The following is a 21980-nucleotide window of genomic DNA, read 5'->3' as shown; positions in this document are numbered from 1 at the left end:
TGGGATGCCGACAGCGCGGGGCTCGGCATCCCGTCATCCGCTCGCGAATGGCGAGTGCGGCCAGGTGATCTCGGCGAGCACGCGCTGCCCCTCGACGCTCGGGTGGAAGTAGTCCGCCGTCGAGACGTGCGCCGAGGTGAAGATGTAGTCCGCCACCGCATAGTCGTCGAAGCTGCACCGCGGCGTGTCTGCGCACGCCGCGGCGAGCGCCGCGTTGAACGCGTCGACGCGCGCCTGCACCGCCAGACGCCGCTGCACGTCGGTCGTCGTGGTGCTGAGGGGGTTGGCGAGCATCGATTGGCAGACCCCCGCGCTCGCCCAGATGAAGCGCGCGGCGAACTTGTCCTTCGACACCTGCCACATCCGGTACAGGTTCGGGATGCTGGCGACCATGATGTCGGCGGTCGGTCGCTGAGCGCTGAACCCGGCGAGCGCGGCCCGGACGCGTGATTCGAAGTCGGCGGTCGACGTCATGCCCGCCACGGTCGAGGTGCACGCGTCGTTCGCGCCGATCTCGATCGTCAGATAGTCGGCGCCCGCTCCCGCCGCGGCGGCGATCTGGGTCGCGAGGCCGGCCGAGGAAGCGCCGACCTGTGCCACGTTCGCCGCCGTGAGCGAACCACCCGTCTGCTGCTGCAGCTGCACGCGGTGCGAGGTGATCGCCGTGCCGGTCGACCAGCTGTACTGCGGATACGAGCCGAAGCCGACGGTGTTGTACGAGACGGAGATCGAGTCGCCCACGGCCGCGATGACGTCGAGGGGGTCCCCGGGCGGCGTCGGCGTCGGTGTCGGCGTCGGCGTCGCGGTCGGCGTGGGCGTCGGCGTCGCGGTCGGCGTCGGCGATGCCGTCGCCGTCGGCGTCGGCTTGCCCTTGCCGGACGGGGGCTTGGCCACCGCCGGCGAGGCGACGGCGGCTGCGGCCACGACCGCGGCGAGAGACAGAGTTGCGGCCAGGACGACGAAGCGCGCGCTGCGAGCCATGATCCCCTCCCCAGAAGACCGAGCGACCCGCGCCCTCGCCACCCCCAGCGGGGAGAAGCACGGGAATGCCCAAGTAATACACCTGCCCCGGAGCCGGGTCAATGGCCAGGCGCGGGTTTGTGCTCCGCGGCGGAGCCGGCGCAGGGCTCGGCATCCGTCCCTTCATCCGCCGTTCACGCGCCGCTCCCCGGATTTCACGTCTCAGCACGACGCGCGTAGAGTCTGGCCCATGGAAGCCGAACTCCAGACCGACATCGTCGTCCGTCCGGTGCGAGACGTCGACGCCGAAGCCCTCGGCCGCGTGCACGCCACGTGCTGGCACGAGACGTACGACCACCTCATCAGCAAGGCCGCCCTCGAAGCGGTCTCGCCCAAGCGCATGGCCGAGCTGTGGACCCACTGGGCTGCACAGGGCCCCGAGTTCAAGATGTACGCCGCCCTCGTCAACGGCGACATCGTCGGGTTCGCGGGGTCGGGCCCGGCCCGCGATCGTGACGCACCGCGGTTCCGCGAGCTCTACTTCATCTACCTGCTCGACGCCTTCCACGGCACCGGCATCGGACAGAAGCTGTTCGACGCGGTCGTCGAGAAGGACGAGCCGCTGTACCTGTGGGTCGCCGAAGACAACCCGCGCGCCCACCGCTTCTACACGCGCAACGGCTTCGCCCTCGACGGCGCGACGCACACCGAGCCGTTCCTCGGCGAGACGCTCACCGAGGTGCGCTTCGTGCGCTGACGCTCACACGATGTCAGGGGCGTGTCCGGTTCGCCGGGCACGCCCCTCGTGATTCGCGGCCGGTCGTTGCGCGAGACTGGAGCCATGCCGCTTCGCCCTCCGCTCACCGTCTGGCCCCTGGACGGCATCCCCGAGATCACCGCCGGCACCGACCTCGTCGACGTCATCGCCCGGGCCGGCGGGTCCGAGCTCGCCGGCGGTGACATCCTCGTGGTGACCTCGAAGATCGTCTCGAAGGCCGAGGACAGGTTCGTCGTGGCCGACGACCGAGAAGACGCCATCACCGCCGAGACGGTGCGGGTCGTGGCATCCCGCACCTTTCCCAACGGAGCGACGACCCGCATCGTCGAGAACCGGCTCGGAGTGGTGTCGGCGGCCGCAGGCGTCGATGCGTCGAACACCCCCGAGGGTACTGTGCTGCTGCTGCCGGTCGACCCCGACGCGTCGGCGCGCGCGATCGCCGCGGGCCTGCGCGAGCGTCTCGGCATCGAGGTCGGCGTGATCGTGTCGGACACCCTCGGCCGCGCGTGGCGCGAGGGCCAGACCGACCACGCGATCGGCGCCGGCGGCGTGCACGTCTTCGAAGACCTTCGCGGGGCGACGGATGCCGAAGGCCGGCCGCTCGTCGTCACGATGCCGTGCGTCGCGGACGAGCTGGCGGCGGCGACCGATCTCGTCAAGGGCAAGGCCGCGCGCCTGCCGGTGGCCGTCGTCCGGGGCCGGGCGGATCTCGTCGGCCCCCTCGACCTGCCCGGCGCCCGCTCCATCGTGCGCCCGCTCGAGCGCGACATGTTCCGGCTCGGCGCCGACGAGGCCTACGCCGAGGGCTTCGCCGCCGGCGAGGCATCGGCCCGCGACGCCGTGGCCGACGCCTTCCAGTCCGGTCCGTAGCATCCGTACGCCCCGCGTCGGCGCCCCCGGCTAGGGTGTGCCGAGATGACCACGCGCTCCGCACGGCCCGGCAGGCCTCACCGCACCCAGCCGCCGTCTTTCGACTTCGACCCGTCGCGGCTCTCCGGGCTGGCGTCCGGCGACGCCGGCGCTTTCGCCGCGGAGCAGTTCGAGGCCACGGCCTACACCGACCTCGCTCTCGCCGAGTGGCAGGTGGGCGTCGGGACGACGATCGACGGATGCCGCTTCACGACGCTCGAGCTCGGCTCCTGGACGCTGCGCGGGTCGCGCATCGTGGAGTCCGCGTTCGACGGGGCCGACGTCCCGGTGGTCTCGGCCGCCCGTGCGACGCTGCGCGACGTCGACATCCGCGACAGCAGGTTCGGATCCATCGAGGCGTACGACGGTGCGTGGCGCGGCATCCGGTTCACCCGCTGCCGGCTCGGATTCGTGAACCTGCGCGCGACGGAGCTGCTCGATGTCGCCTTCGAGGACTGCACGATCGACGAGATCGACCTGCTCGACGCCACCGCGCGACGCGTCGCCTTCGACGGCAGCCGGATCGGCGCGCTCAACGTCGGCGGCGCGACGCTCACCGACGTCGACCTGCGCGGCGCGGATCTGCAGGAGGTCGTGGGCATGACGGGTCTTCGCGGCGCGACGATCTCGCCGGATCAGCTGCAGCTCATGGCCGGCGCGCTCGCCGAGCTCGCGGGTCTTCGCGTCGAGGACTGAACGCGTCAGTCCGCCGAGCGCAGCACCACCTGCCCTGCCGACACCGACACGTCGATCGTGCTCGTGGCCTGCGGCTGCGAGCCGATGCGGTTGTCGAACCCGCCGGCAGAGACCTCCGAGGTGACGGCGTAGTCGCCGTCCGGCACGCTCAGGCTCAGCGACCCGGCGCTCACGTCCACGCCCACGGACTGCGGCTGGGCCCCGGTCAGTCGTGTCGTGAGCGACCCGGCGCTCATGCCGAGCTGCGCCGTCTGGACGCCCTCCAGCTCGATGTCGCCGGTGCCGGCGCTGAGGTCCACCGTGACGGCGTCGGCCGAGCCGGTGACATCGGCGCGGCCCGCGCTCACAGCGACCTCGAGTCGGCCGAACTCGCCGTCGGCCTGCAGCTCGCCGGCCGCGAGCGACAGGTCCGCGTCCAGCCCGCGCAGGCTTGCCGGCAAGCGCAGCACGGCCTCGCCGCCGTGGTCGTCCCAGCCCCACGGGAACCACCTCCAGAAGCGGTCCGGCGTCGAGACGATCAGCCGGTCGCCGTTGCGCTCGAGGATCCACCGATCGGCCCCCCACGAGCTGGTGACCTGAAGCTCGGCCTCGGAGACCGTCCCGAATTCCACGCGCAGGGCGCCGGCCGACACATCCACGCTCAGTTCGTCGACGCCCGCGGCGTCGGCGGTGCGGACGGAGGTGTGAACGGATGCCGAGACCACCGTCTGCACCACCGCCGTGGCCATGGTGCCGACGATCACGATCGCGCCGATCACGATCGCCACGATCGCGATCACCCGGGGCGCGCCCGAACGGGACGGTTCGGACGGCGGCGGTCCGGCAGGCGTCGGAGTCACCGGCGGCGGCGTCAGGGTCGTGTTCATCGATTCGTTCCTGTCTGCGGCGCGGAGCCGCCGTGTTCGAGGTGGACCAGCGCAGCGAGCACGCGCCGGTTGCCGTGCTCGTCGGGCTCCAGTTCGAGCTTCTGGAAGAGCGCCGTGATGTGCTTCTCGACGCTGCCCTCGCTGATGTTCAGCGCCTTCGCGATGGCCTGGTTCGACCGGCCCTCGGCGATCAGTGCCAGCACCGTCGACTCCCGGGCGGTGAGGCGCTGCAGCCGCCGGTCGCGGGTGCGACGGTTCAGCAGCTGCGCGACCACTTCGGGGTCGAGCACCGTGGCCCCTGCCGCGATGCGCTCGACCGCCTCGAGGAAGTCCGACACGTCGGCGACGCGATCTTTGAGCAGATAGCCGAGCGCGCCGCCGCTGGAGGCGATGAGGTCCGACGCGTAGCGCTCCTCGACGTACTGCGACAGCACCACCACCGCGAGTTCGGGCAGTCGTTTCCGCAGCGCGAGCGCGGCGCGGATGCCCTCGTCGGTCCACCTCGGCGGCAGTCGGACGTCCAGGATGCACAGGTCGGGCGCCTGGTCGTCGACCGTCTCGTCGAGCCGCGATGCGTCCGGCAGCGCGGCGACGACCTGGTGGCCGGCATCCTCCAGCACCCTCACCAGGCCCTCGCGCAGCAGAGCGGAGTCTTCGCAGATCACGATGCGCACGGGATGCTCACCTCCACGCTCGTCGGACCGCCCGCGGGACTGTCGATGCGCGCTTCGCCACCGACCGACAGCACCCGGTTGACGATGCCGTCGAGTCCCCCGCCGGGCACGACGCGTGCGCCGCCCATGCCGTTGTCTTCGACACGCGCCCACAGGATCCCGGGCTCACGCAGTCTCACCACGACGCGGCATTCGGTCGCGTGGGAGTGCTTGGCGGCATTGGTGAGCGCCTCGGCGATCGCGAAGTACGCAGCCGTCTCGGCGTTGCGGCTGCACCGATCGTCCAGCCGGACATCCAGCAGGACGGGAACGACCGACCGGCCGGCGAGGGCCGACAGCGCCGCGTCGAGACCGCGATCGTCCAGGACGGAGGCGTGGATGCCGCGAGCGAGCTGCCGCAGCTCGGTGATGGCCGCCTTCGTCGAGGTGTGCGCCTCGGAGATCAGCTCCTTGGCCGCGGCGGGGTCGGCGTCGATCTTCTGCTGGGCGAGCCCCAGCGTCATCCCGACCGAGACGAGCCTGGGCTGCACGCCGTCGTGAAGATCCCGCTCGATGCGGGTGCGCTCCACGTCCGCGGCGCGGACCGCGCCGGCGTGCTGCTGCGTCGACGTGCGTACCGCCTCGGCCAGCTGCGGCTCACGGGAGGGGACGATGATCGCACGCGAGAGGATGCCGTGCAGCGCCGCGAGCCCGACGATCGACGCGGCGGCCACGACGACGGTGATGATGCCGGCGGGCACGGCCCACGCCAGCGGCACGTCGATGCCGGTGCGCGCCAGGCGCACAGCCTCGGTGCCGGCGAACAGCGGCGAGAACGCCAGGACGACGCCCGACGCCAGGGCGCTGAACAGCAGGACGACGAGCCAGCCCAGGATCACCGAGATCACGAAGTTCGCCACCCCTCGCCAGCTCGCGGCGTCGGTGGCCTGCTGCCAGATGGTGCGCAGGAGTCCGCCGAACCCGGGCCGGCCGCTGCGCCGGGGGCGAGGCAGACGCACTCCGAAGTGGTAGAGCCCGTCGACTCGCGCCGTCTCGACCCAGCCGACCGCGAAGATCGCGTAGACGAGGGCCACGAGCACGAGGACGCCGATCCCGACGACGAGGAGGAGGCCGATCCCCGCTCCGAGCATGGAGAAGAGGACGGCGAGGATGCCGGGACCGATCGCACCCAGCGCTGCCAGATGCACGACCGCGGCGCCGAGCTGGGCCGGGCGGGCGACCGGGCGGAAGGGAGGGGTCGAGGTCATACCCCCCACGGTAGGACCCCACCTCGGCGGGCGCACCCGAGCCATCCCGAGACTTCGACTCGGGTTATCCCCCACCCGGGGTCGCCGTCTCTGCGCCGCGAGCCGGGTGGCGGGTCAGCGGCCCGAGACTTTGCCGAACACCCGTGCGATGGGCGCGAGGATGAGGGGGCGGGCGGCGATCCACGCGGCGGCGATGACCACGAGCGACGCGACGAAGAGCCAGAACCCGGTCCAGTTCGCGGCGTACGCGTCGGGGTCGGCGGACCCTTGCGCGGCGTACATGTGGTTGAGGTTGCGCAGCGCGCCGGTGGCGAGCACCAGGAACACGTGCACCGCGATGAATGCGACGAAGTACAGCATCACCGGGAAGTGCACGGCGCGCGCCCATTCCACCGGGTACGCCTTGCTGAGACCGGTGGCGTTCTTGGGCCACACGCCCGACATCCGCACGCCGGTGATCGCGGCGAGCGGCGCCGCGATGAACACGGTCGCGAAGTACGCCAGCTGCTGCAGCGAGTTGTAGTTGACCCAGCCGTTCTCGGTCGGCCAGTCTAGCGACACGTACTGCAGCGTGGCGCTCAGCGCGTTCGGGAACACCTCCCACGAGGTCGGCACGATCCGCATCCACTGCCCGGTGAGGAACAGCAGCGCCACGAAGATCACGCCGTTGACCAGCCACAGGATGTCGAGCGACTGGTGGAACCAGAGATTCAGGCTGATCTTGCGGCGGCCGTTGTTGCGCGGTGACCAGAACACGGAGGGCCGCTTCTCGGTGCGCACCCGCAGCCCCGACCGGATGATCAGCACCATCAGGAACACGTTGAAGAAGTGCTGCCACCCCAGCCACGCCGGGAACCCGACCGGCGCACCGGCAGGCAGGTGGTACTCGCCCGGGTACGCGGCGAGGAAGTCCTGCCCCCACGGCATCGACAGCAGCCAGCGCACGAAGAGGACGGCCAGTCCCGCGGCGACCAGCAGCCCGCCGCCGCCCACGATGATCGCGCCCGCCCACTGCAACCGGGTGAACGGACCGATCCGCTCCGGCTCGGGCTTCGGCGCGGGCCGCGTGCGGGCCGCGGCGCCGGGCCAGACGGTGCGGGTGAACGTCAGCGGCTGCGAAAGCGGCACTCCCGTCGGAGTGCTCGCGAGGACCGGTGCCGCCGGCGTCGCCGGCTCGGCGGTCGCCGGCTCGGCGGTCGCCGGTTCGGGTGTCACCGGCTCGGCGGTCGCAGGTTCGGGTGTCACGACACGCGGGGTCGGGGCCCGCGTCTCGGCGTGTTGCGCCACTTCTGCGGCGGGGGCGGCGGGCGCGGCCTGCGCGGCCTGCGCGGCCTGTGCGACTGGCGCGGCGGGCGCGAGGCCCTCGGGCGGCCACGGGTCGCCGCCCGGCACGCGCGGGAGTCCGCGTCGCAACGGTCGCGTCGCCGCCCCGGCCGGTGCGATCGACGCGGATTCGGGGGTCGCGACACGCGGGGTCGAGGCATCCGTCCCCGCGTGTTGTGCCACTTCAGTCGCAGCCGCGGGGGTTCCGGCGGGCGCTGCGGCCGCGGGCGCGGCGGGGATGGCGGCGCCCACTGCCTCCGGAGGCGCGACCGGGGCGTCGCCCGAAGCGGGCGGACGGGCGGCCTCGGCCGGCGGCCACGGCTCGCCGCCGGGCACGCGCGGCAGCCCCCGGCGCAAGGTCCGCGCGGCAGCCGCGGCGGGTTCGGGGGTCACGACACGCGGGGTCGAGGCATCCGTCCCCGCGTGTTGTGCCACATGAGTCGCCGACGCCTCGGCCGGTGCGGGAGCCGCGGCGGGTTCGGGGGTCACGACACGCGGGGTCGAGGCATCCGTCCCCGCGTGTTGTGCCACCTGAACCTCCGCGGCGCCAGCGGCAGCGCCCGCGGCGCCAGCGCCCGCGCCCGCGGCCGCGCCGCGTCCGTCGGGGACGGGGGCCTCGCCGGAGGCCGGCCACGGCTCGCCGCCGGGACGACGAGGAAGCCCGCGCCGCACAGTCGTGCCGTAGGTCGCCATGCCTACTTGGCCTTGTTCGCCTCGAGCGCCGCGATCAGCTGCGGCACCACCTGGAACAGGTCGCCGACGACCCCGAAGTCCGCGATCTCGAAGATCGGGGCCTCGGCGTCCTTGTTGATCGCGACGATCGTCTTCGCCGTCTGCATGCCCGCCTTGTGCTGGATCGCGCCCGAGATGCCGAGGGCCACATAGAGCTGCGGCGACACCGAGACCCCGGTCTGCCCGACCTGGTAGGTCTGCGGCACGTAGCCGGCATCGACCGCCGCGCGCGAGGCGCCGACCGCCGCGCCGAGCGCGTCGGCGAGCTGCTCGACGAGCGCGAACTTCTCGCCCGAACCGAGGCCCCGGCCGCCCGAGACGACCTTCGCGGCGCCGCGCAGCTCGGGGCGCGACGACGTCACGACCGCGGCATCCACGGACTCCACCGTCGCCGCCGCCCGGCCCGAGGGCGTCACGTCCAGCTTCTCGACCTCGGGTGCGGCCACCGCCTCGGCGCGCGCATCCACCGACCCCTGCCGGATCGTGATGACCGGCGCACCCCACGTCACCGCGGAATCCACGTTGTACGCGCCGCCGTAGACCGAGTGCTGCGCGACGACGCCCTCCGCATCCCGCGAGATGCCGACGGCGTCGATCGCGAGCCCCGATCGCGTGCGCGCCGCGAAGCGCGCCGCAGCCTCGCGGCCCTCGATCGAGTGCGAGGCCAGCACCGCATCGGGGCGCACCAGCATCGCGGCCGCCGTGAGGGCATCCGCGATCGGCACCGAGACGCCGTCGCCGGGCGCCGCCACCAGCACCTGCGCCGCGCCCAGGGCGGCGGCATCCGTCGCCAGCGCGTCGTCTCCGATCACCAGCGCCACCGGCGCGCCCACCTGGGATGCCGCACCGAGCAGCTCTGCCGCCGACTTCGCCAGCCCGCCCGACGCGGTGGTGTCGAGCAGGACGAGGATCGAGTCATCTGCGAAGTTCATGTCGCCCATTTCTCACACCAGCCGGTTCTGGATCAGGAACTGCGCGAGCTTCTCACCCGCGTCGCCCTCGTCGACGATCTTCACGCCGGCCTGCCGCGGAGGCTTCTCGCTCAACCCGATCACGATCGACCGCGACGCGTGGGAGTCGTGCGGGTCGATGTCCAGCTCGTCGAGCGTCAGCACCTCGAACGGCTTCTTCTTCGCCGCCATGATGCCCTTGAAGTTCGGGAACCGCGCATCCGGCAGCGCCTCGGTGATCGAGATCACCGCGGGAAGCGGTGCCGACACCTGCGCGGTCGCACCGTCGGACGCGCGCACACCGCTGACCCCGGCATCCGAGATCTCGACGCTGTTCAGGTAGGTCGCCGCCGGCACATCCAGCAGCTCGGCCACCATGGCCGGCAGCACCCCGCCCGACCCGTCGGTGGACTGGTTGCCCGCGATCACCAGGTCGTACCCGATCCGCCGCAGCGCGGCCGCGAGGACCTCTGCCGTCAGCCCCAGGTCGGCGCCCAGCAGGCCCTCGTCGGCCACCTGCACCGCCGACGACGCGCCCATCGCGAGCCCCTTGCGCACCGTCGCCGACGCCGACTCGGGCGTCATCGACAGCACCACGACCTCGGTGCCCGCATTCGCGTCGGCGTACGACAGCGCGACCTCGAGCGCCCGCTCGCCGATCTCGTCGAGCACCGACTCGGACGCCCCGCGATCGGCCAGGCCCGTCTCGAGCGACAGCTTGCGATCCCCGTACGTATCCGGGACTTCCTTGACCAGGACGACGATCTTCATGACGATCTCCTCACGCTGGCCACGAGTCTAGAGCCCCGCCCCCGAGGCCGACGAACCGGCTGCCGGTACGGTGGGAGCAGGAGGTTCACATGGCTGCGACCAAGCGTCTTCCGGTGGATCCGATCGCCGAGGCGAAGCGCCAATGGATCGCTCACGGCTGGGAGTCCGCCGCCGGCGGCATGACCGCCGTGACCTCCATCATCCGCGCGCAGCAGCTCATGTTCGCGCGCATCGACGGCGCACTCAAGCCGTTCGGGCTGTCGTTCGCGCGGTACGAGATGCTGCGACTGCTGGGGTTCACGAGAGAAGGACGGATGCCGATGGCCAGTGCCATCGCGCGCCTGCAGGTGCATCCGACGAGCGTCACGAACACCGTCGACCGCCTGGCACGCGACGGGCTCGTCTCGCGCGAGCCGCATCCCGGCGACGGGCGCGCCGCGATGCTCGTGCTGACCGACGCCGGGCGCGAGCTCGTCGAGCGGGCGACGTCGGCGCTCAACACCGAGGTGTTCGAGAGCCCCGGCCTCAACGAGACCGACACGACCGAGCTCGTGCGCATCATCGCGCGGCTGCGCAAGGACGCGGGCGACTTCACCGACCCGAAGCCGCAGCCCGACCCCCTCTGACACTCGGGACCTCGTTGCGTCCCGCTCGGTCCTCGCTCGCAGCGCCTCAGCGGTTCGAAACGCTCAGCGATTCTCGAAGTCCGGGGTGCGCTTCTCGCGGAACGCGGCCATGCCCTCTTTCTGGTCGGCGGTGTCGAAGAGGCTCGCGAACACGTGCCGCTCGAGGCGAAGTCCCTCGGCGAGCGACGTCTCGAGCGCCGCGTCGAGCGTCGACTTCGCCGCGTACAGCGCCGGCAGGCTCTTCGACGCGATCGCCTCGGCGATCTTCGCCGCCTCGTCGAGGAGCTCGGCGGCGGGCACGACGCGCGACACGAGTCCCGAGCGCTCGGCTTCTGCGGCATCCATCATGCGTCCCGTGAGGATCAGGTCGGCGGCCTTGTAGTACCCGACCGCGCGGATGAGCCGCTGCGAGCCGCCCATGCCCGGGATCACGCCGAGGTTGATCTCGGGCTGACCGAACTTCGCGGTGTCGGCGGCGAGGATGATGTCGCACATCATGGCCAACTCGCAGCCGCCGCCGAGCGCGTACCCCGACACCGCCGCGATCACGGGCGTGCGCACGGCCGCGAACCGGGCCCACCCGCCGAAGTGGTCGCCCATCAGCATGTCGATGCCGCTCTTGGACTCCATCTCCTTGATGTCGGCGCCGGCCGCGAACGCGCGCTCCGAGCCGGTCACCACGATGGCGCCGATCCCCTCGTCGTCATCGAAGGCGGATGCCGCGACCACGACTTCGTGCATCACCTGCGTGTTGAGCGCATTGAGCGCCTCCGGCCGGTGGAGGGTGATCCATCCGACGCGTCCTCGCGTCTCGGTGAGGATCGTCTCGAACTCGGTCATCGGTTCCTCCGTCATGGCTCCGCTTTCGTGAGGGGTGGTGCACATCTCACCACACCAGGGCATGTGCTCTCACCAGAACAGGACATCTGGCGAATGCAGGACGTTCAGCTCCCGAATCGTCCTGCCTCCGCCAGAACAGGACATCTCGCACGCGGCGACGCGGCGGGGGCGGGGGTCATACGGACTCGGCGCGGATCGTGTTGATGATCCCCGAGAAGTCCTGGGAGGCCCCGGGACCGTCGGCGTAGCGGCTGTAGATCTCGCGCGCGAGCCGACCCATGCGCGCCTCGACGCCGGTCGAGGCGATGGCGTGCTCGGCGAGCCCGAGGTCTTTGTTCATGAGCGCGCCGGCGAACCCGGGCTGGTAGTCGCGGTTGGCGGGACTCGTGGGCACAGGCCCCGGCACCGGGCAGTTGGTGGTGAGCGCCCAGCACTGCCCCGACGCGTTCGACGCCACGTCGAACAGCGCCTGGTGCGACAGCCCGAGCCGCTCGCCGAGCACGAACGCCTCGGCGACGGCGATCTGCGACACCGCGAGGATCATGTTGTTGCACACCTTGGCCGCTTGACCGAGGCCCGCACCGCCGCAGTGCACCACGCGGCGACCCATCGCCTCGAGCAGCGGCCTCGCGGCCTCGAAGTCCTCGTCGGATCCGCCGACCATGAACGCGAGGGTCGCGTTCTCGGCGCCGACGACCCCGCCCGACACGGGGGCGTCGAGAGCGCGATGGCCCGCGGCCTCGGCGAGCGCGTGCGCCTGTCGGGCCTCGTCGACCGCGATCGTCGAGCAGTCGATGAACAGGGCGCCCGGGTTCGCGACCTTCAGCAGTCCGGGGGCACCGTCGACACTCCCGTACGCGTCGAGCACCTGCTGCCCGGTCTGGAACATCGTGAAGACGACGGATGCCGCAGCCGCGGCATCCGTCCCCGTATCGGCGACCGAGAACCCGGCCTCGCGCGCCGTCTCGACGGCTCGGGGCGACACGTCGAAGCCGACGACCTCGTGCCCCGTCGCTGCCAGGTTCTTCGCCATCGGCAGGCCCATGTGGCCCAGCCCCAGGAATGCGATCCTCATCGCGGACCTCCTCGTCCGGTCGCGGCGATCACTGCGCGAGCAGCTGTCGGCCGATGATCACGCGCATGATCTCGTTGGTCCCCTCCAGGATCTGATGAACGCGCAGATCGCGCACCACCTTCTCGATCCCGTACTCGTGGAGGTACCCGTAGCCGCCGTGCAGCTGCAGCGCCTGGTTCGCGACCGAGAACCCGGCGTCGGTGGCGAAGCGCTTGGCCATCGCGCACTGCATGCTCGCGTCGGCGGCCTTCTCGCCGGTGCCGTCTCCGTCGAGGGCGGCCGCGGCATCCCGCACCAGTGCGCGCGCGGCACGCAGCTCGGTGGCCATGTCGGCGAGCGCGAACTGTACGGCCTGCTTCTCGGCCAGCGGCTCACCGAACGTGAACCGCTCGTGCACGTAGCGCAGCGCGCGATCGAGCGCCCACTGCGCCCCGCCGAGCGAGCATGCGGCGATGTTGATGCGACCGCCGTCGAGCGCCGACATCGCGATCTTGAAGCCCTGGCCTTCGCCGCCCAGCACGTTGGCGGCGGGCACACGCACCTCGTCGAGGATGACCTGGCGGGTGGGCTGCGCGTTCCAGCCCATCTTGTGCTCGGGCGAGCCGAAAGACAGCCCCGGGGTGCCGTCGGGCACCAGGAACGCGGTGATCCCGCGCGCGCCCGGCTCGCCGGTGCGCGCCATGACGATGTAGACGGATGCCTCGCCCGCGCCCGAGATGAACTGCTTGACGCCGGTCAGCACGTACTCGTCGCCACCCTGTTCGTCAGAAACCCGGATCGCGCTCGTGGTGATCGCCGCGGCATCGGAACCCGCGCCCGGCTCGGTGAGGCAGTAGCTGCCGAAGTCGGTCATCGCCGTCAGGCGCGGCAGCCATTCGTGGCGCTGGGCGTCGGTGCCGTAGGTGTCGAGCATCCACGCGACCATGTTGTGGATCGAGATGTACGCGGCGATCGCAGGGTCGCCCTGCGCGAGCTCCTCGAAGATCGCGACGGCGTCCGAGCGCGAGAGGCCCGAGCCGCCGACGTCCTCGCGGACGTACACGCCGCCGAGGCCGAGCTCGCCGGCGAGGCGCAGCGTATCGCGCGGGAAGATCGACTTCGCGTCCCACTCGAGCGCGTGCGGTTCCAGCTCGGTGCGGGCGAATTCGCGCACCGCGTCGAGGATCGCGGCGCGCTCCTCGGTGGTCAGACTCGGGGTCAGGGGGGTGATCGTGGTGGACACCGGTGCTCCTTCAGCCATCGACGGTGCTCTTGTGGGGCATCCGTCCAGCGTGATCGTGCCCTCGTCGGCACGGCGCCAAGTTTACATGGATGTCCAAGTAGTTATGCGGTACTCCATTGACTTGCTGCCGCGATGCAGCCCGATGGCCGAATGCGCAACCCCATGGCCGCCGACAGACTCCGGCGGCAGACTGTGGCGCGACGAGAGGAGAGCAGCGCATGCGGTCGCTGAGCATCGACGTGTCATCGACGGAGGGCACCGCGTCGTTCGTCCTGCTCGCGGGGTTGCAGTTGCTCGTCACGCGGCTGTCGACGACGTCGCGGGCGTTCCGCCGCGCGCTGACATCCCGTCGCGCACTGCTGGGCAACGGCTCGGCGCTGCCGAAGGACACCGACGATGCCTGACCGTCGGCGCGACCGGTGGTCTCCGCATCAGGGCCGCGGGTGGTGGGCGCGGGTCTCGGAGTCGATCGAATCCCGGCTGTGGCCGCTACCCCTGCTCACCGTCTTCGTCGCCGTGGGCCTCGGGATCGTGCTCCCCCGCGTCGATCTCGCCGTCGACGCGAGCCTTCCGACGGCCGTGCACTCTGCCGTCTTCAACGGCGGCGCCGCTACAGCGCGCTCCGTCCTCTCGTCCATCGCGGGCTCGCTCATCACTGCGACCTCACTGACCTTCTCGCTCACCGTCATCGCTCTGCAGCTGGCCAGCAGTCAGGCGTCTCCGCGCGTCCTGCGGCTGTTCGCCCGCGACCGGAACGTCCACGTCACCCTCGCGGCCTTCCTCGGCACGTTCGCGTACTCGCTCACCGTCCTCAGGTCGGTGCGGTCCGGCGACGATGGCGCCTCGGAATTCGTGCCGCGGATCGCGGTCACGGTCGCCTTCGCGATGACGGTGCTGAGCGTCATCCTGCTCGTGTTCTTCCTCGCCCACCTGGCGACCCAGCTGCGCGTGGAGACGATGCTGAAAGAGATCCACGCCGAGACGGACCGCACGATCGACCTCGTCGGCGAGCGCAATGCGTCTGCGCCCGAGTACCGGGGCGAGATCACCGAACCCCTCTGGCGAGGCGTCGTGGTGTCCGAATCGAGCGGGTTCATCACACGCCTGGATGTTCCGGCCTTGGTCGCGTCCGCGGACGACCACGACATCGTGGTCGAGGTGGACCGCGACGTCGGCGACAACGTCGTCACCGGAACCCCCCTGGCGCACTGGTGGCCCCGGCGAACCGACGCTGGCACGAGCACCGGACCGATCGCGGCCGAGGTGGCATCCGCGGTGAAGAACGCCTTTTCGATCCGCTACGAGCGCACGGCTGCTGAAGACATCGACTTCGGCGTGCAGCAGACTGTCGACATCGGCCTGCGCGCCCTGTCGCCCGGGGTCAACGATCCGACCACGGCGGCGCACGCTCTCGGGCATCTGTCCGCCATCACGGCCCGTCGCCTTCACAATCCGACGTTGCCCGCCCGCCTCGCGGGGTTGCACGGGCAGCTCAGCGTCGTGACGTCGCCGTCCCCTCGCACCGACGCCATCGAGGCAGCGCTCACCCCGCTGCGCCACTACGGTGCCACGCACCCTGCCGTCGTATCTCGGCTTCTGCAGGCGATCGCCGAACTGCATCTGCTCTGCGCCGACCACGACGTCGAGGTCGCACTCCTGGCGCAGCTGGACGCGCTCGCCGAACAGCTGCGTTCGAGCACCGGCGACCCCGTCGTCGTCGCGACGCAGCTGGTCGAGACGTCTGCGCTGCGAACACGCATCGCCGGCGCACCGACACAGTGAGGGCCTCGTTCACCGGCACGACTCCCCGCCGCATCGGGCACGAAGCGCACCTTCCGCGTGTCACCCCGGCTGCACGCGAAAGCGGGCGGGTGCCGCCGTGCTCGACGACGGCGCCCGCCCTCACACGATCCGGGATGCCCCGGCTCAGGTCCCTTCGTCGGGCCAGACCATGAAGGGCAGCAGCTCGAGCCGGCCGTTGCGGGCCATGGGGTGCCGCCACGCGATCTCGATCGCCTCGTCGAGATCCTCGACCTCGAGGATGTCGAAGCCGCAGATCACCTCGGCCGTCTCGGGGCTCCTTCATCTGCGTAGGATCATCCTCACGGCATACCCGGATGCGACTCACGACGGACGACGCGGCGAGACCCGCTCCGTAGCGTCGAAGGCATGACCACCACTTCGTCCATCCGAGTCGGGCGCCGCCACGAGCTGCCGCCCGTCGCTGCGCTTCTGCTCGCGATCGGCGGCAACATCCTCGCGGTGGCGATCGTCGCGGTCGGCCTCGCCGGCGTCGCGGTCGCCGCGCTCGCCGTCTTCGGCCCGCAGCTGTTCGCAGCCTTCTGACCAGAGACAGCGCCGAGGGGCACCCCGCCACGTTCGCAGCGGGGTGCCCCTCGTTCTCAGCCGTCAGCGCCGGGCGTCAGCGGGCCTGCTTCTCGACCAGCACCACCGCGGTGCGAGCGGGCACGGTGATGGTGCCGGTCGCTTTGTCCCACGTCGTCGTCTTCACGACCGGGTCCGAGCCCTTGGCGAGCGCCGGCGTCAGGGCGAACTTCCGGCCCTCGAGCTCCGAGACCGTCTGCGTGACGGGCTCGGTGCCCGCGTTGAAGACGACGAGGGCGCCCGTGAGCTCGGGGTCGACGTCCGTGCCGACGAGGTCGTCGATGAGCATCACGACGACGCCGGGCGCGGCATCCGGTCCACTGTTCGGGAACGTGACCTTCTGCCCGATGAGGTCCGCCGAGCCGAGGCGCAGCAGGCCGACCTCCTCGCGCACCCGCAGCAGGTCGAGAGCGGCCGCCTCGGCCGTCGCGATGTCGGACGCGGCGGGCTTGTTCGCCGGGTCGGCGAGCAGCGGCTGCTTGATGCTCCACGACGTGGCGTTGTCGGCCGCGCGCGGCAGCCCCGAGCCGAACGTCGACTCCTGACCGGTCCAGTCGATGCGGTTGAACCAGTCGCCCGAGTTGTAGCTGTTGCGGTCGAGCGACTTCGAACGCAGCAGCTCGGTGCCGGCGTGCCAGAACGAGGGCGTCTGCGCGAAGGTCGTCGTCGCGAGCGACAGCGTGTTCATGCGCACGCGGTCGGCCATCGTCGTGTCGGCCGGGAGCTTCAGCACCGACAGGTCGTACAGCGTCTCGTTGTCGTGCGCGTCGACGTACGTGATGATCTCGTCGGGCTGGTCGGCGTAGCCGGCGGGCGAGCCGCGGTAGTCGAGCTCGTCGCCCGCCTTCACGGTGCCGTCCGACGCGAGCAGCTCGTAGTCGCGGAGGTTGCCCGCGAGACCGAGCTTGACCAGGTCGGTCTGGTGCGCGAGATCGGCGAGCGCCTGCTCGGTCGTGCCGTTGATCGGCGCGCCGTTGGGGTCGGTGCCGAGGCCGGTGCCGAAGCCCTGCTGCTGGATCGTCTCGCCGGCGACGGGGCTGCCGCCGTGGACGGCGTCGCGCAGCCGGTCGCTGAACGTGCCGATGCCGGTGCCGCCGAGCTGCCCCTGCGTGGCCTGCTCGAAGAGGGCGTTGTTCGCGACCTCGCCGAAGTTCCAGCCCTCGCCGTAGAGGGAGATCGCCGTGCCGTCGACGCCGTCCTTCTTGAGCGTCAGCTCGTCGAGGGCGTCGCGGATCGCGAGCATGTTCGCCTTGGAGTGGTGGCCCATGAGGTCGAAGCGGAAGCCGTCGACCTTGTACTCGCGGGCCCACAGCACGACCGAGTCGACCATGAGCTTCTGCGCCACCTCGTGCTCGGTCGCGACGTTCTGGCAGCAGGTCGAGGTCTCGACCGCGCCGGCTGCGTTGAGCCGGTGGTAGTACCCGGGCACGACCCGGTCGAGCACGCTCTTCTCGCCCTGGCCGGACTGCGCGGTGTGGTTGAACACCTTGTCGAGCACCACCTGGAGGCCCATGCCGTGGAGGGCGCCCACCATCGAGCGGAACTCCGCGACCCGCGCGCCACCCTCGGGGTCCACCGCGTACGAGCCCTCGGGGGTCGAGAAGTGGTACGGGTCGTAGCCCCAGTTGAAGCCGTCGGCGTCGACCACGCCCTCGATGCACGCCTGCTGCTCCGGGCTGTCGGCCGGCATCGAGGCGAGGTCGCAGTCGGGCACGGCCTGCTGCGAGCGGTCCTCTTCGATGGTCGCGATGTCGAACGTGGGCAGCAGGTGCACGGTGTTGATGCCGGCGTCGGCGAGCTGACGCAACTGCGTCGTGCCGGCGCTGTCACGCGTGAACGCCGAGTACGTGCCGCGTTCGGCCTCGGGCACCGTCTCATCGGTGATCGAGAAGTCGCGCACGTGGAGCTCGTAGATCGCACGGTCGACCGACCGGTCGATCACGGGCGCCTTCGTCTTCTCCCAGCCCCTCGGACGCCACTGCTTGTCGCCGAGGTCGATCGCCACCGAACGCTCGGAGTTGACGGTGAGGGCGATCGAGTACGGGTCGGTGACGGCGTTGGTCTCGATCGCTCGCGTGGTCGGGGCGTAGACCACGACCTCCCACAGGTACTCGTCGCCCTTGAGCGACTTGCCGCCGGTGACGGTCCAGATTCCGGATGCCTCGTCCCAGGCCGCGTCGTGGCGCACCGGGTCGCCGTCGGCGCCCGCGTTCCACGTGAGCAGCGTCGCCGACTGCGCGGTAGGCGCCCAGAGGCGGAACGTCGGCTTGCCGCCCTTGCCGAACGTCACCCCGAGCTCGGCATCCGCCACCCCGTCGGCGTAGAGGTCGTCGAGCACGCCTGCGATCTGCACGCCCGTGAAGGCGGCGAGGGCACCGGCGGCGCCGCTCTGCGCGACCATCAGCTGGCCCTGCAGCAGCGTGGCCGCGGCCGCTCGATCCACGCCGTCGACGCGGAGTGCGACGGAGCCCGCGAGCGCGGGGAAGCGCTGCTTCTGCGCGTCGGAGAGACCGCCGTCGATGCGCGTCAGAGCGATCGGGTCGGAGCCGCCGGTCACCTCGCGGTCGGCCGAGAGGGCGAGCGAGGCATCCGTCGATGCGTACAGCTGCCAGGTCGCACCCGCGGCGGGCGCGCCCAGGTCGGCGGGCCAGGCGATGGTCTGGGCGTCGATCCAGTGGGCGCGCAGCTCACCGGTGCCGGCGAGCGGCGGTTCGCTCGCCTTCACGGTGAGCACGTGCGTCGCGAGGTTGTAGCGGAACGTCACGACCTTGCCCGCGCTCGCGCTGAACGAGATGTTCGCTCCGCCCGGCGCACCGCCGGCACCGTAGTTCTCGGCCCAGCTGCGGTTGTGCGCGACCTTCACCTCGTACGAGCCGGTGGGCAGGTCGTCGGTCGTGAACTGGAACACGCCGTCGCCGTCGCGGTCGAACATCATGCTCGCGAGGCAGTCGGGCGCCCAGTCGCCGGCGCAGCCGAGCTCGCTCTGGAACGAGCCGGGCAGCGTGATGACGGGCCCGTCGGCCGTCGAGCGGATGTTCTTGGTGCGCGGGTCGAAGAAGAACGTGATCGGTCCGCCGGCGTGGTTCAGCGCGATGTTGGGGCCGTTCGGCACGCCGCCGGCGCCGTAGTTCTCGTTCCAGCTCTGCTCGGTCGCGATCTTGTACTCGTACGAGCCGGCGGCGAGGTCGCCGAGGGCGAGGGTCCAGATGCCGTCGACCTTGGTCATCGCGGCGTTCGCGCACTCGGGCTGCCAGTCGCCGGGGCATCCCATCTCGCTGTTGAGGCTGCCGGGCACGCTAACCGCGCCGTACTCGGTGGGATCCTGCGGCTCGGGCTCCTCCGGCTCTTCGGGCTCCTCCTCGACGCCGAGGCTCACGCGGTTGCCGACGGAGGCGTAGGTCGAGGCGGCGGAGTGCCGGCCCGCGGCATCCGTCGTCACGGCGCGGTACTCGACGAGCGTGCCGTCCGCGAGCCCCTCGATCGTGTGGAACACCCGCGGGTCGGTGTCTTCGGCGGTGCCGAGGGCGTGCCACTCGTCGCCGCCGACGATGCGCCACGCGAAGCTCGTCTCCTGCCACGTCGCGTCGTGCACGTCGGCGCCGACGCCGGCCGATCCGGTGAGCCCGGCGCCCGCAGCGGGCACGTTCACGCTGATCTCCGCCGGGGTCGCCGGTGCCGTGACCGGCGCGTCGGCGCGGTAGACGACGGCCGACAGGGCCGGGACGGTGACGGATGCCGCAGCCGAGGCATCCGTCGAGATCCCGGTCGTCGTGCCGTACACGGGGGCGTACGAGGTGCCGGCGGTGAGCGTCGTCAGGGCGACGCTCTTGTCGGCGCCGGTGTTGTTGAGGGCGACGAGGTACTCGACCTTGTCGTCGCGGTCGACGCGCGAGAACGCGTACACGCCGGCACCGTCGTCGGCATGGCGCTCGATCTGCGCGCCGCTGACGAGCGTCGGGTGCGCTCGGCGCAGCGCCGACAGTTCGGCGATGCGCTCGTAGACCGGCGCCGTGGTGGCGTAGCGGTCGACGGCGCCCGCCTGCTCTCCGGTGATGAGGTTCTGGTTCTGGTACGACGCGACCTGGCTCGCGAAGAGCGTCTGGCGTGCGTCCTTGTCGCCGCCGGTGCCCGCGAAGCCCTGCTCGTCGCCGTAGTACACGACCGGCTGGCCGCGCCCGAGGAACATCAGGTCGTGCGCGAGCAGGTCGCGCTCGAGCGCGTTCGGCGCGGACTGCAGCATGTAGCCGACGCGGCCCATGTCGTGGTTGCCGAGGAACGTCGGAAGGGCCGTCGCCGACGAGTCCGGCGTGGTGAACCAGTCGTCGCCCGCGTACAGGTGGTGCAGGCCCCTCGCGCTGTTGCCCGCGGCGAAGCCGACAGCGGCGGACTGGAAGGTGAAGTCGAGCACGGAGTTCATGTCGGTGTCGCGGACGTAGGGCGCGAGCTTGACCGGGTCGGCGTCGTAGACCTCGCCGAACATGAAGAAGTCGGGCTTGCCCGCCGCGTGGGCGTAGTCGAGCACCTCGGCCGACCACTGCTCCCAGAACTCGAAGTTCACGTGCTTGGCGGTGTCGATGCGGAAGCCGTCGATGCCGAGGTCGATCCAGTCCTGGTACACCTCGACGAACCCGTTCACGACCGTCGGGTGCTCGGTCATGAGGTCGTCGAGTCCGTCGAAGTCGCCGTAGGTGACCGATTCGCCCGCCCACGTCGAGTTGCCGCGGTTGTGGTAGAACGTCGGGTCGTTGAGCCACGCAGGCACCTTCACGTCGGCGTCCTCGGCGGACAGCTGGGGCGTGTAGGGGAACGACGTGGCCGCGTCGAGCGCCGGGAAGTCGCTCGTGCCCGCGTAGTCGGCGGGGTCGAACGCCGTGCCGCTCGCGTCGCGGTAGGGGCCGGTCGCCTTGTCGATGTAGGCGTACTGGCCCTCGGCGTAGTCGATCACGTCGGCGGTGTGATTCGTGATGATGTCGAAGTAGACCTTGATGCCTTCGGCGTGCGCTTCGGCGATGAGCGCCTCGAGCTCTGCGTTGGTGCCGAGGTGCGGGTCGATCTGGGTGAAGTCGGTGATCCAGTACCCGTGATAGCCGGCGCTCGCGTTCGCGCCTTCGCCCTGCACCGGCCGGTTCTTGAAGCTGGGCGTCAGCCAGATGGCGCTCGTGCCGAGCCCCTTGATGTAGTCGAGGTTCGCGCGCAGCCCCGCGATGTCGCCACCGTGGTAGAAGCCCTTGTCGGTCGGATCGAAGCCGTGTGCGAGCCGGTCGCCGTCGATCCCGCCCGCGTCGTTGGACGTGTCGCCGTTGGCGAACCGGTCGGTCATGACGAAGTAGAACTGCTCCTGGCTGCCCGCCTGGCGTGCGGGCGCCGCGACGAGCGCGTCGTCGTCGGGAGCGTAACCCGCGCGAAGGCTCTTCGCCTCGAGGCCGACTCGATGGGTGACGTCGTCGAAGAGGAATCGCAGGGTCGCGGGACCGGCGATCGTCAGCGGGATGTTGTCGGAGCCGCCGTTCAGCCCGTATGACTCGCCCCACGCGTCATCGACGGCGACCTTGTACTCCCACGTGCCGGCGGGCACTTCGAACTCGGCGGCGTAGAGGCCGTCGGTGCCGGTCGGCTGCAGCTCGGTGGCCGTGCACTCGGGCTGCCAGTCGCCCGGGCACCCGAGCTCGGACTGCAGGCTGCCGACGAGCGCGAACGTCCGCTCCGCCGCAGTGGCGGGGGCAGTGGCGACAAGACCCCCGGTGAGGATCAGTGCGGCGGCGGCGAGGCTCGCGGCGATCCGGCGGACACGTGGGGATGTCGTCTTCGACACGGGTGGCTCCAGGGGTGGCGCGATGGCACGGCGACGTGCCGGGGGCTGTGTGCCGCCGAGACTAGCGCGGCGGAGCCGCCGAGTGCAAGCGCTTACACAATGAGAAGGCTTTCA

Annotated in this window: 18 protein-coding genes and 1 pseudogene; 7 read left to right on the top strand and 12 right to left on the bottom strand. The window is 71.1% G+C overall.

Annotated elements, in window-relative coordinates:
• Positions 1-33: 33 nt before the first annotated feature.
• Positions 34-981: an SGNH/GDSL hydrolase family protein gene (locus tag IM778_RS01430; protein WP_194410329.1), complete on the bottom strand. Its 948-nt coding sequence runs from the start codon at positions 979-981 to the stop codon at positions 34-36.
• Between the two features lie 229 nt (positions 982-1210).
• Here IM778_RS01430 and IM778_RS01425 point away from each other — a divergent pair, with 229 nt between their 5' ends.
• The 3 genes from IM778_RS01425 (at position 1211) to IM778_RS01415 (ending at position 3343) form a co-directional block, all read left to right on the top strand.
• Positions 1211-1717, top strand: a complete 507-nt coding sequence (locus tag IM778_RS01425) for a GNAT family N-acetyltransferase (RefSeq protein ID WP_194410328.1) — start codon at positions 1211-1213, stop codon at positions 1715-1717.
• 84 nt (positions 1718-1801) lie between these two features.
• A complete protein-coding gene (cofE, locus tag IM778_RS01420; RefSeq protein WP_194410327.1) occupies positions 1802-2608 on the top strand; it encodes a coenzyme F420-0:L-glutamate ligase in 807 nt (268 codons plus the stop codon).
• A gap of 45 nt (positions 2609-2653) precedes the next feature.
• A complete protein-coding gene (locus IM778_RS01415) occupies positions 2654-3343 on the top strand; it encodes a pentapeptide repeat-containing protein (RefSeq protein ID WP_194410326.1) in 690 nt (229 codons plus the stop codon).
• A 5-nt stretch (positions 3344-3348) separates the two neighbouring features.
• On the opposite strand, the gene IM778_RS01410 is transcribed toward IM778_RS01415, so the two are convergent.
• The 6 genes from IM778_RS01410 to IM778_RS01385 form a co-directional block, all read right to left on the bottom strand.
• Entirely contained in the window at positions 3349-4209 is an 861-nt protein-coding gene (locus tag IM778_RS01410) for a hypothetical protein (RefSeq protein WP_194410325.1), read from the bottom strand.
• Entirely contained in the window at positions 4206-4883 is a 678-nt protein-coding gene (locus IM778_RS01405) for a LuxR C-terminal-related transcriptional regulator (RefSeq protein ID WP_194410324.1), read from the bottom strand. The genes IM778_RS01410 and IM778_RS01405 overlap by 4 nt, the downstream gene beginning before the upstream one ends.
• Complete coding sequence (locus tag IM778_RS01400; protein WP_194410323.1) at positions 4871-6130, bottom strand: sensor histidine kinase; 1260 nt, start codon at positions 6128-6130, stop codon at positions 4871-4873. Before IM778_RS01400 ends, IM778_RS01405 begins: the two co-directional genes overlap by 13 nt.
• A 114-nt stretch (positions 6131-6244) precedes the next feature.
• Entirely contained in the window at positions 6245-7984 is a 1740-nt protein-coding gene (locus IM778_RS01395; protein ID WP_337905417.1) for a cytochrome b/b6 domain-containing protein, read from the bottom strand.
• A 164-nt stretch (positions 7985-8148) separates the two neighbouring features.
• A complete protein-coding gene (locus IM778_RS01390; RefSeq protein WP_194410321.1) occupies positions 8149-9117 on the bottom strand; it encodes an electron transfer flavoprotein subunit alpha/FixB family protein in 969 nt (322 codons plus the stop codon).
• Between the two features lie 12 nt (positions 9118-9129).
• Positions 9130-9906, bottom strand: coding sequence for an electron transfer flavoprotein subunit beta/FixA family protein (locus IM778_RS01385; protein WP_194410320.1), 777 nt, complete (start codon positions 9904-9906; stop codon positions 9130-9132).
• Between the two features lie 89 nt (positions 9907-9995).
• Between IM778_RS01385 and IM778_RS01380 the strand changes: the two genes are divergently transcribed.
• Positions 9996-10532 carry a MarR family winged helix-turn-helix transcriptional regulator gene (locus IM778_RS01380; RefSeq protein ID WP_194410319.1) on the top strand — a complete coding sequence of 179 codons (537 nt, stop codon included), beginning with the start codon at positions 9996-9998 and terminating at the stop codon, positions 10530-10532.
• A gap of 63 nt (positions 10533-10595) precedes the next feature.
• Here the strand turns inward: IM778_RS01380 and IM778_RS01375 are convergent, their stop codons facing one another.
• From IM778_RS01375 to IM778_RS01365, 3 genes are all read right to left on the bottom strand, one after another.
• Positions 10596-11372, bottom strand: a complete 777-nt coding sequence (locus IM778_RS01375) for an enoyl-CoA hydratase (RefSeq protein WP_194410318.1) — start codon at positions 11370-11372, stop codon at positions 10596-10598.
• A gap of 175 nt (positions 11373-11547) precedes the next feature.
• The gene (gene mmsB, locus IM778_RS01370; protein ID WP_194410317.1) at positions 11548-12447 is read right to left on the bottom strand and encodes a 3-hydroxyisobutyrate dehydrogenase; all 900 of its coding nucleotides are present in this window, start codon (positions 12445-12447) and stop codon (positions 11548-11550) included.
• Between the two features lie 28 nt (positions 12448-12475).
• Complete coding sequence (locus tag IM778_RS01365) at positions 12476-13687, bottom strand: acyl-CoA dehydrogenase family protein (RefSeq protein WP_194410316.1); 1212 nt, start codon at positions 13685-13687, stop codon at positions 12476-12478.
• Positions 13688-13887: 200 nt separating this feature from the next.
• Between IM778_RS01365 and IM778_RS01360 the strand changes: the two genes are divergently transcribed.
• Together IM778_RS01360 and IM778_RS01355 are read left to right on the top strand one after the other, a co-directional pair.
• A complete protein-coding gene (locus IM778_RS01360; protein ID WP_194410315.1) occupies positions 13888-14073 on the top strand; it encodes a hypothetical protein in 186 nt (61 codons plus the stop codon).
• Positions 14066-15451: a DUF2254 domain-containing protein gene (locus IM778_RS01355; protein ID WP_194410314.1), complete on the top strand. Its 1386-nt coding sequence runs from the start codon at positions 14066-14068 to the stop codon at positions 15449-15451. Before IM778_RS01360 ends, IM778_RS01355 begins: the two co-directional genes overlap by 8 nt.
• A gap of 144 nt (positions 15452-15595) precedes the next feature.
• On the opposite strand, the pseudogene IM778_RS01350 reads toward IM778_RS01355, so the two are convergent.
• Positions 15596-15733: pseudogene (locus tag IM778_RS01350) on the bottom strand (YciI family protein); the annotation flags it as partial.
• A 105-nt stretch (positions 15734-15838) separates the two neighbouring features.
• On the opposite strand from IM778_RS01350, the gene IM778_RS01345 reads away from it, so the two are divergent.
• Complete coding sequence (locus tag IM778_RS01345) at positions 15839-16015, top strand: hypothetical protein (protein WP_194410313.1); 177 nt, start codon at positions 15839-15841, stop codon at positions 16013-16015.
• Between the two features lie 76 nt (positions 16016-16091).
• On the opposite strand, the gene pulA is transcribed toward IM778_RS01345, so the two are convergent.
• Positions 16092-21866 (bottom strand): pullulanase-type alpha-1,6-glucosidase, encoded by a 5775-nt coding sequence (gene pulA, locus IM778_RS01340; RefSeq protein WP_194410312.1) that lies wholly within the window; start codon positions 21864-21866, stop codon positions 16092-16094.
• Positions 21867-21980 lie beyond the last annotated feature (114 nt).

Source organism: Microbacterium cremeum, assembly GCF_015277855.1.
Taxonomy (GTDB): domain Bacteria; phylum Actinomycetota; class Actinomycetes; order Actinomycetales; family Microbacteriaceae; genus Microbacterium; species Microbacterium cremeum.
The sequence above is the reverse complement of the archived record's forward strand: the minus strand, read 5'-3'. Positions and strand labels throughout refer to the sequence as shown.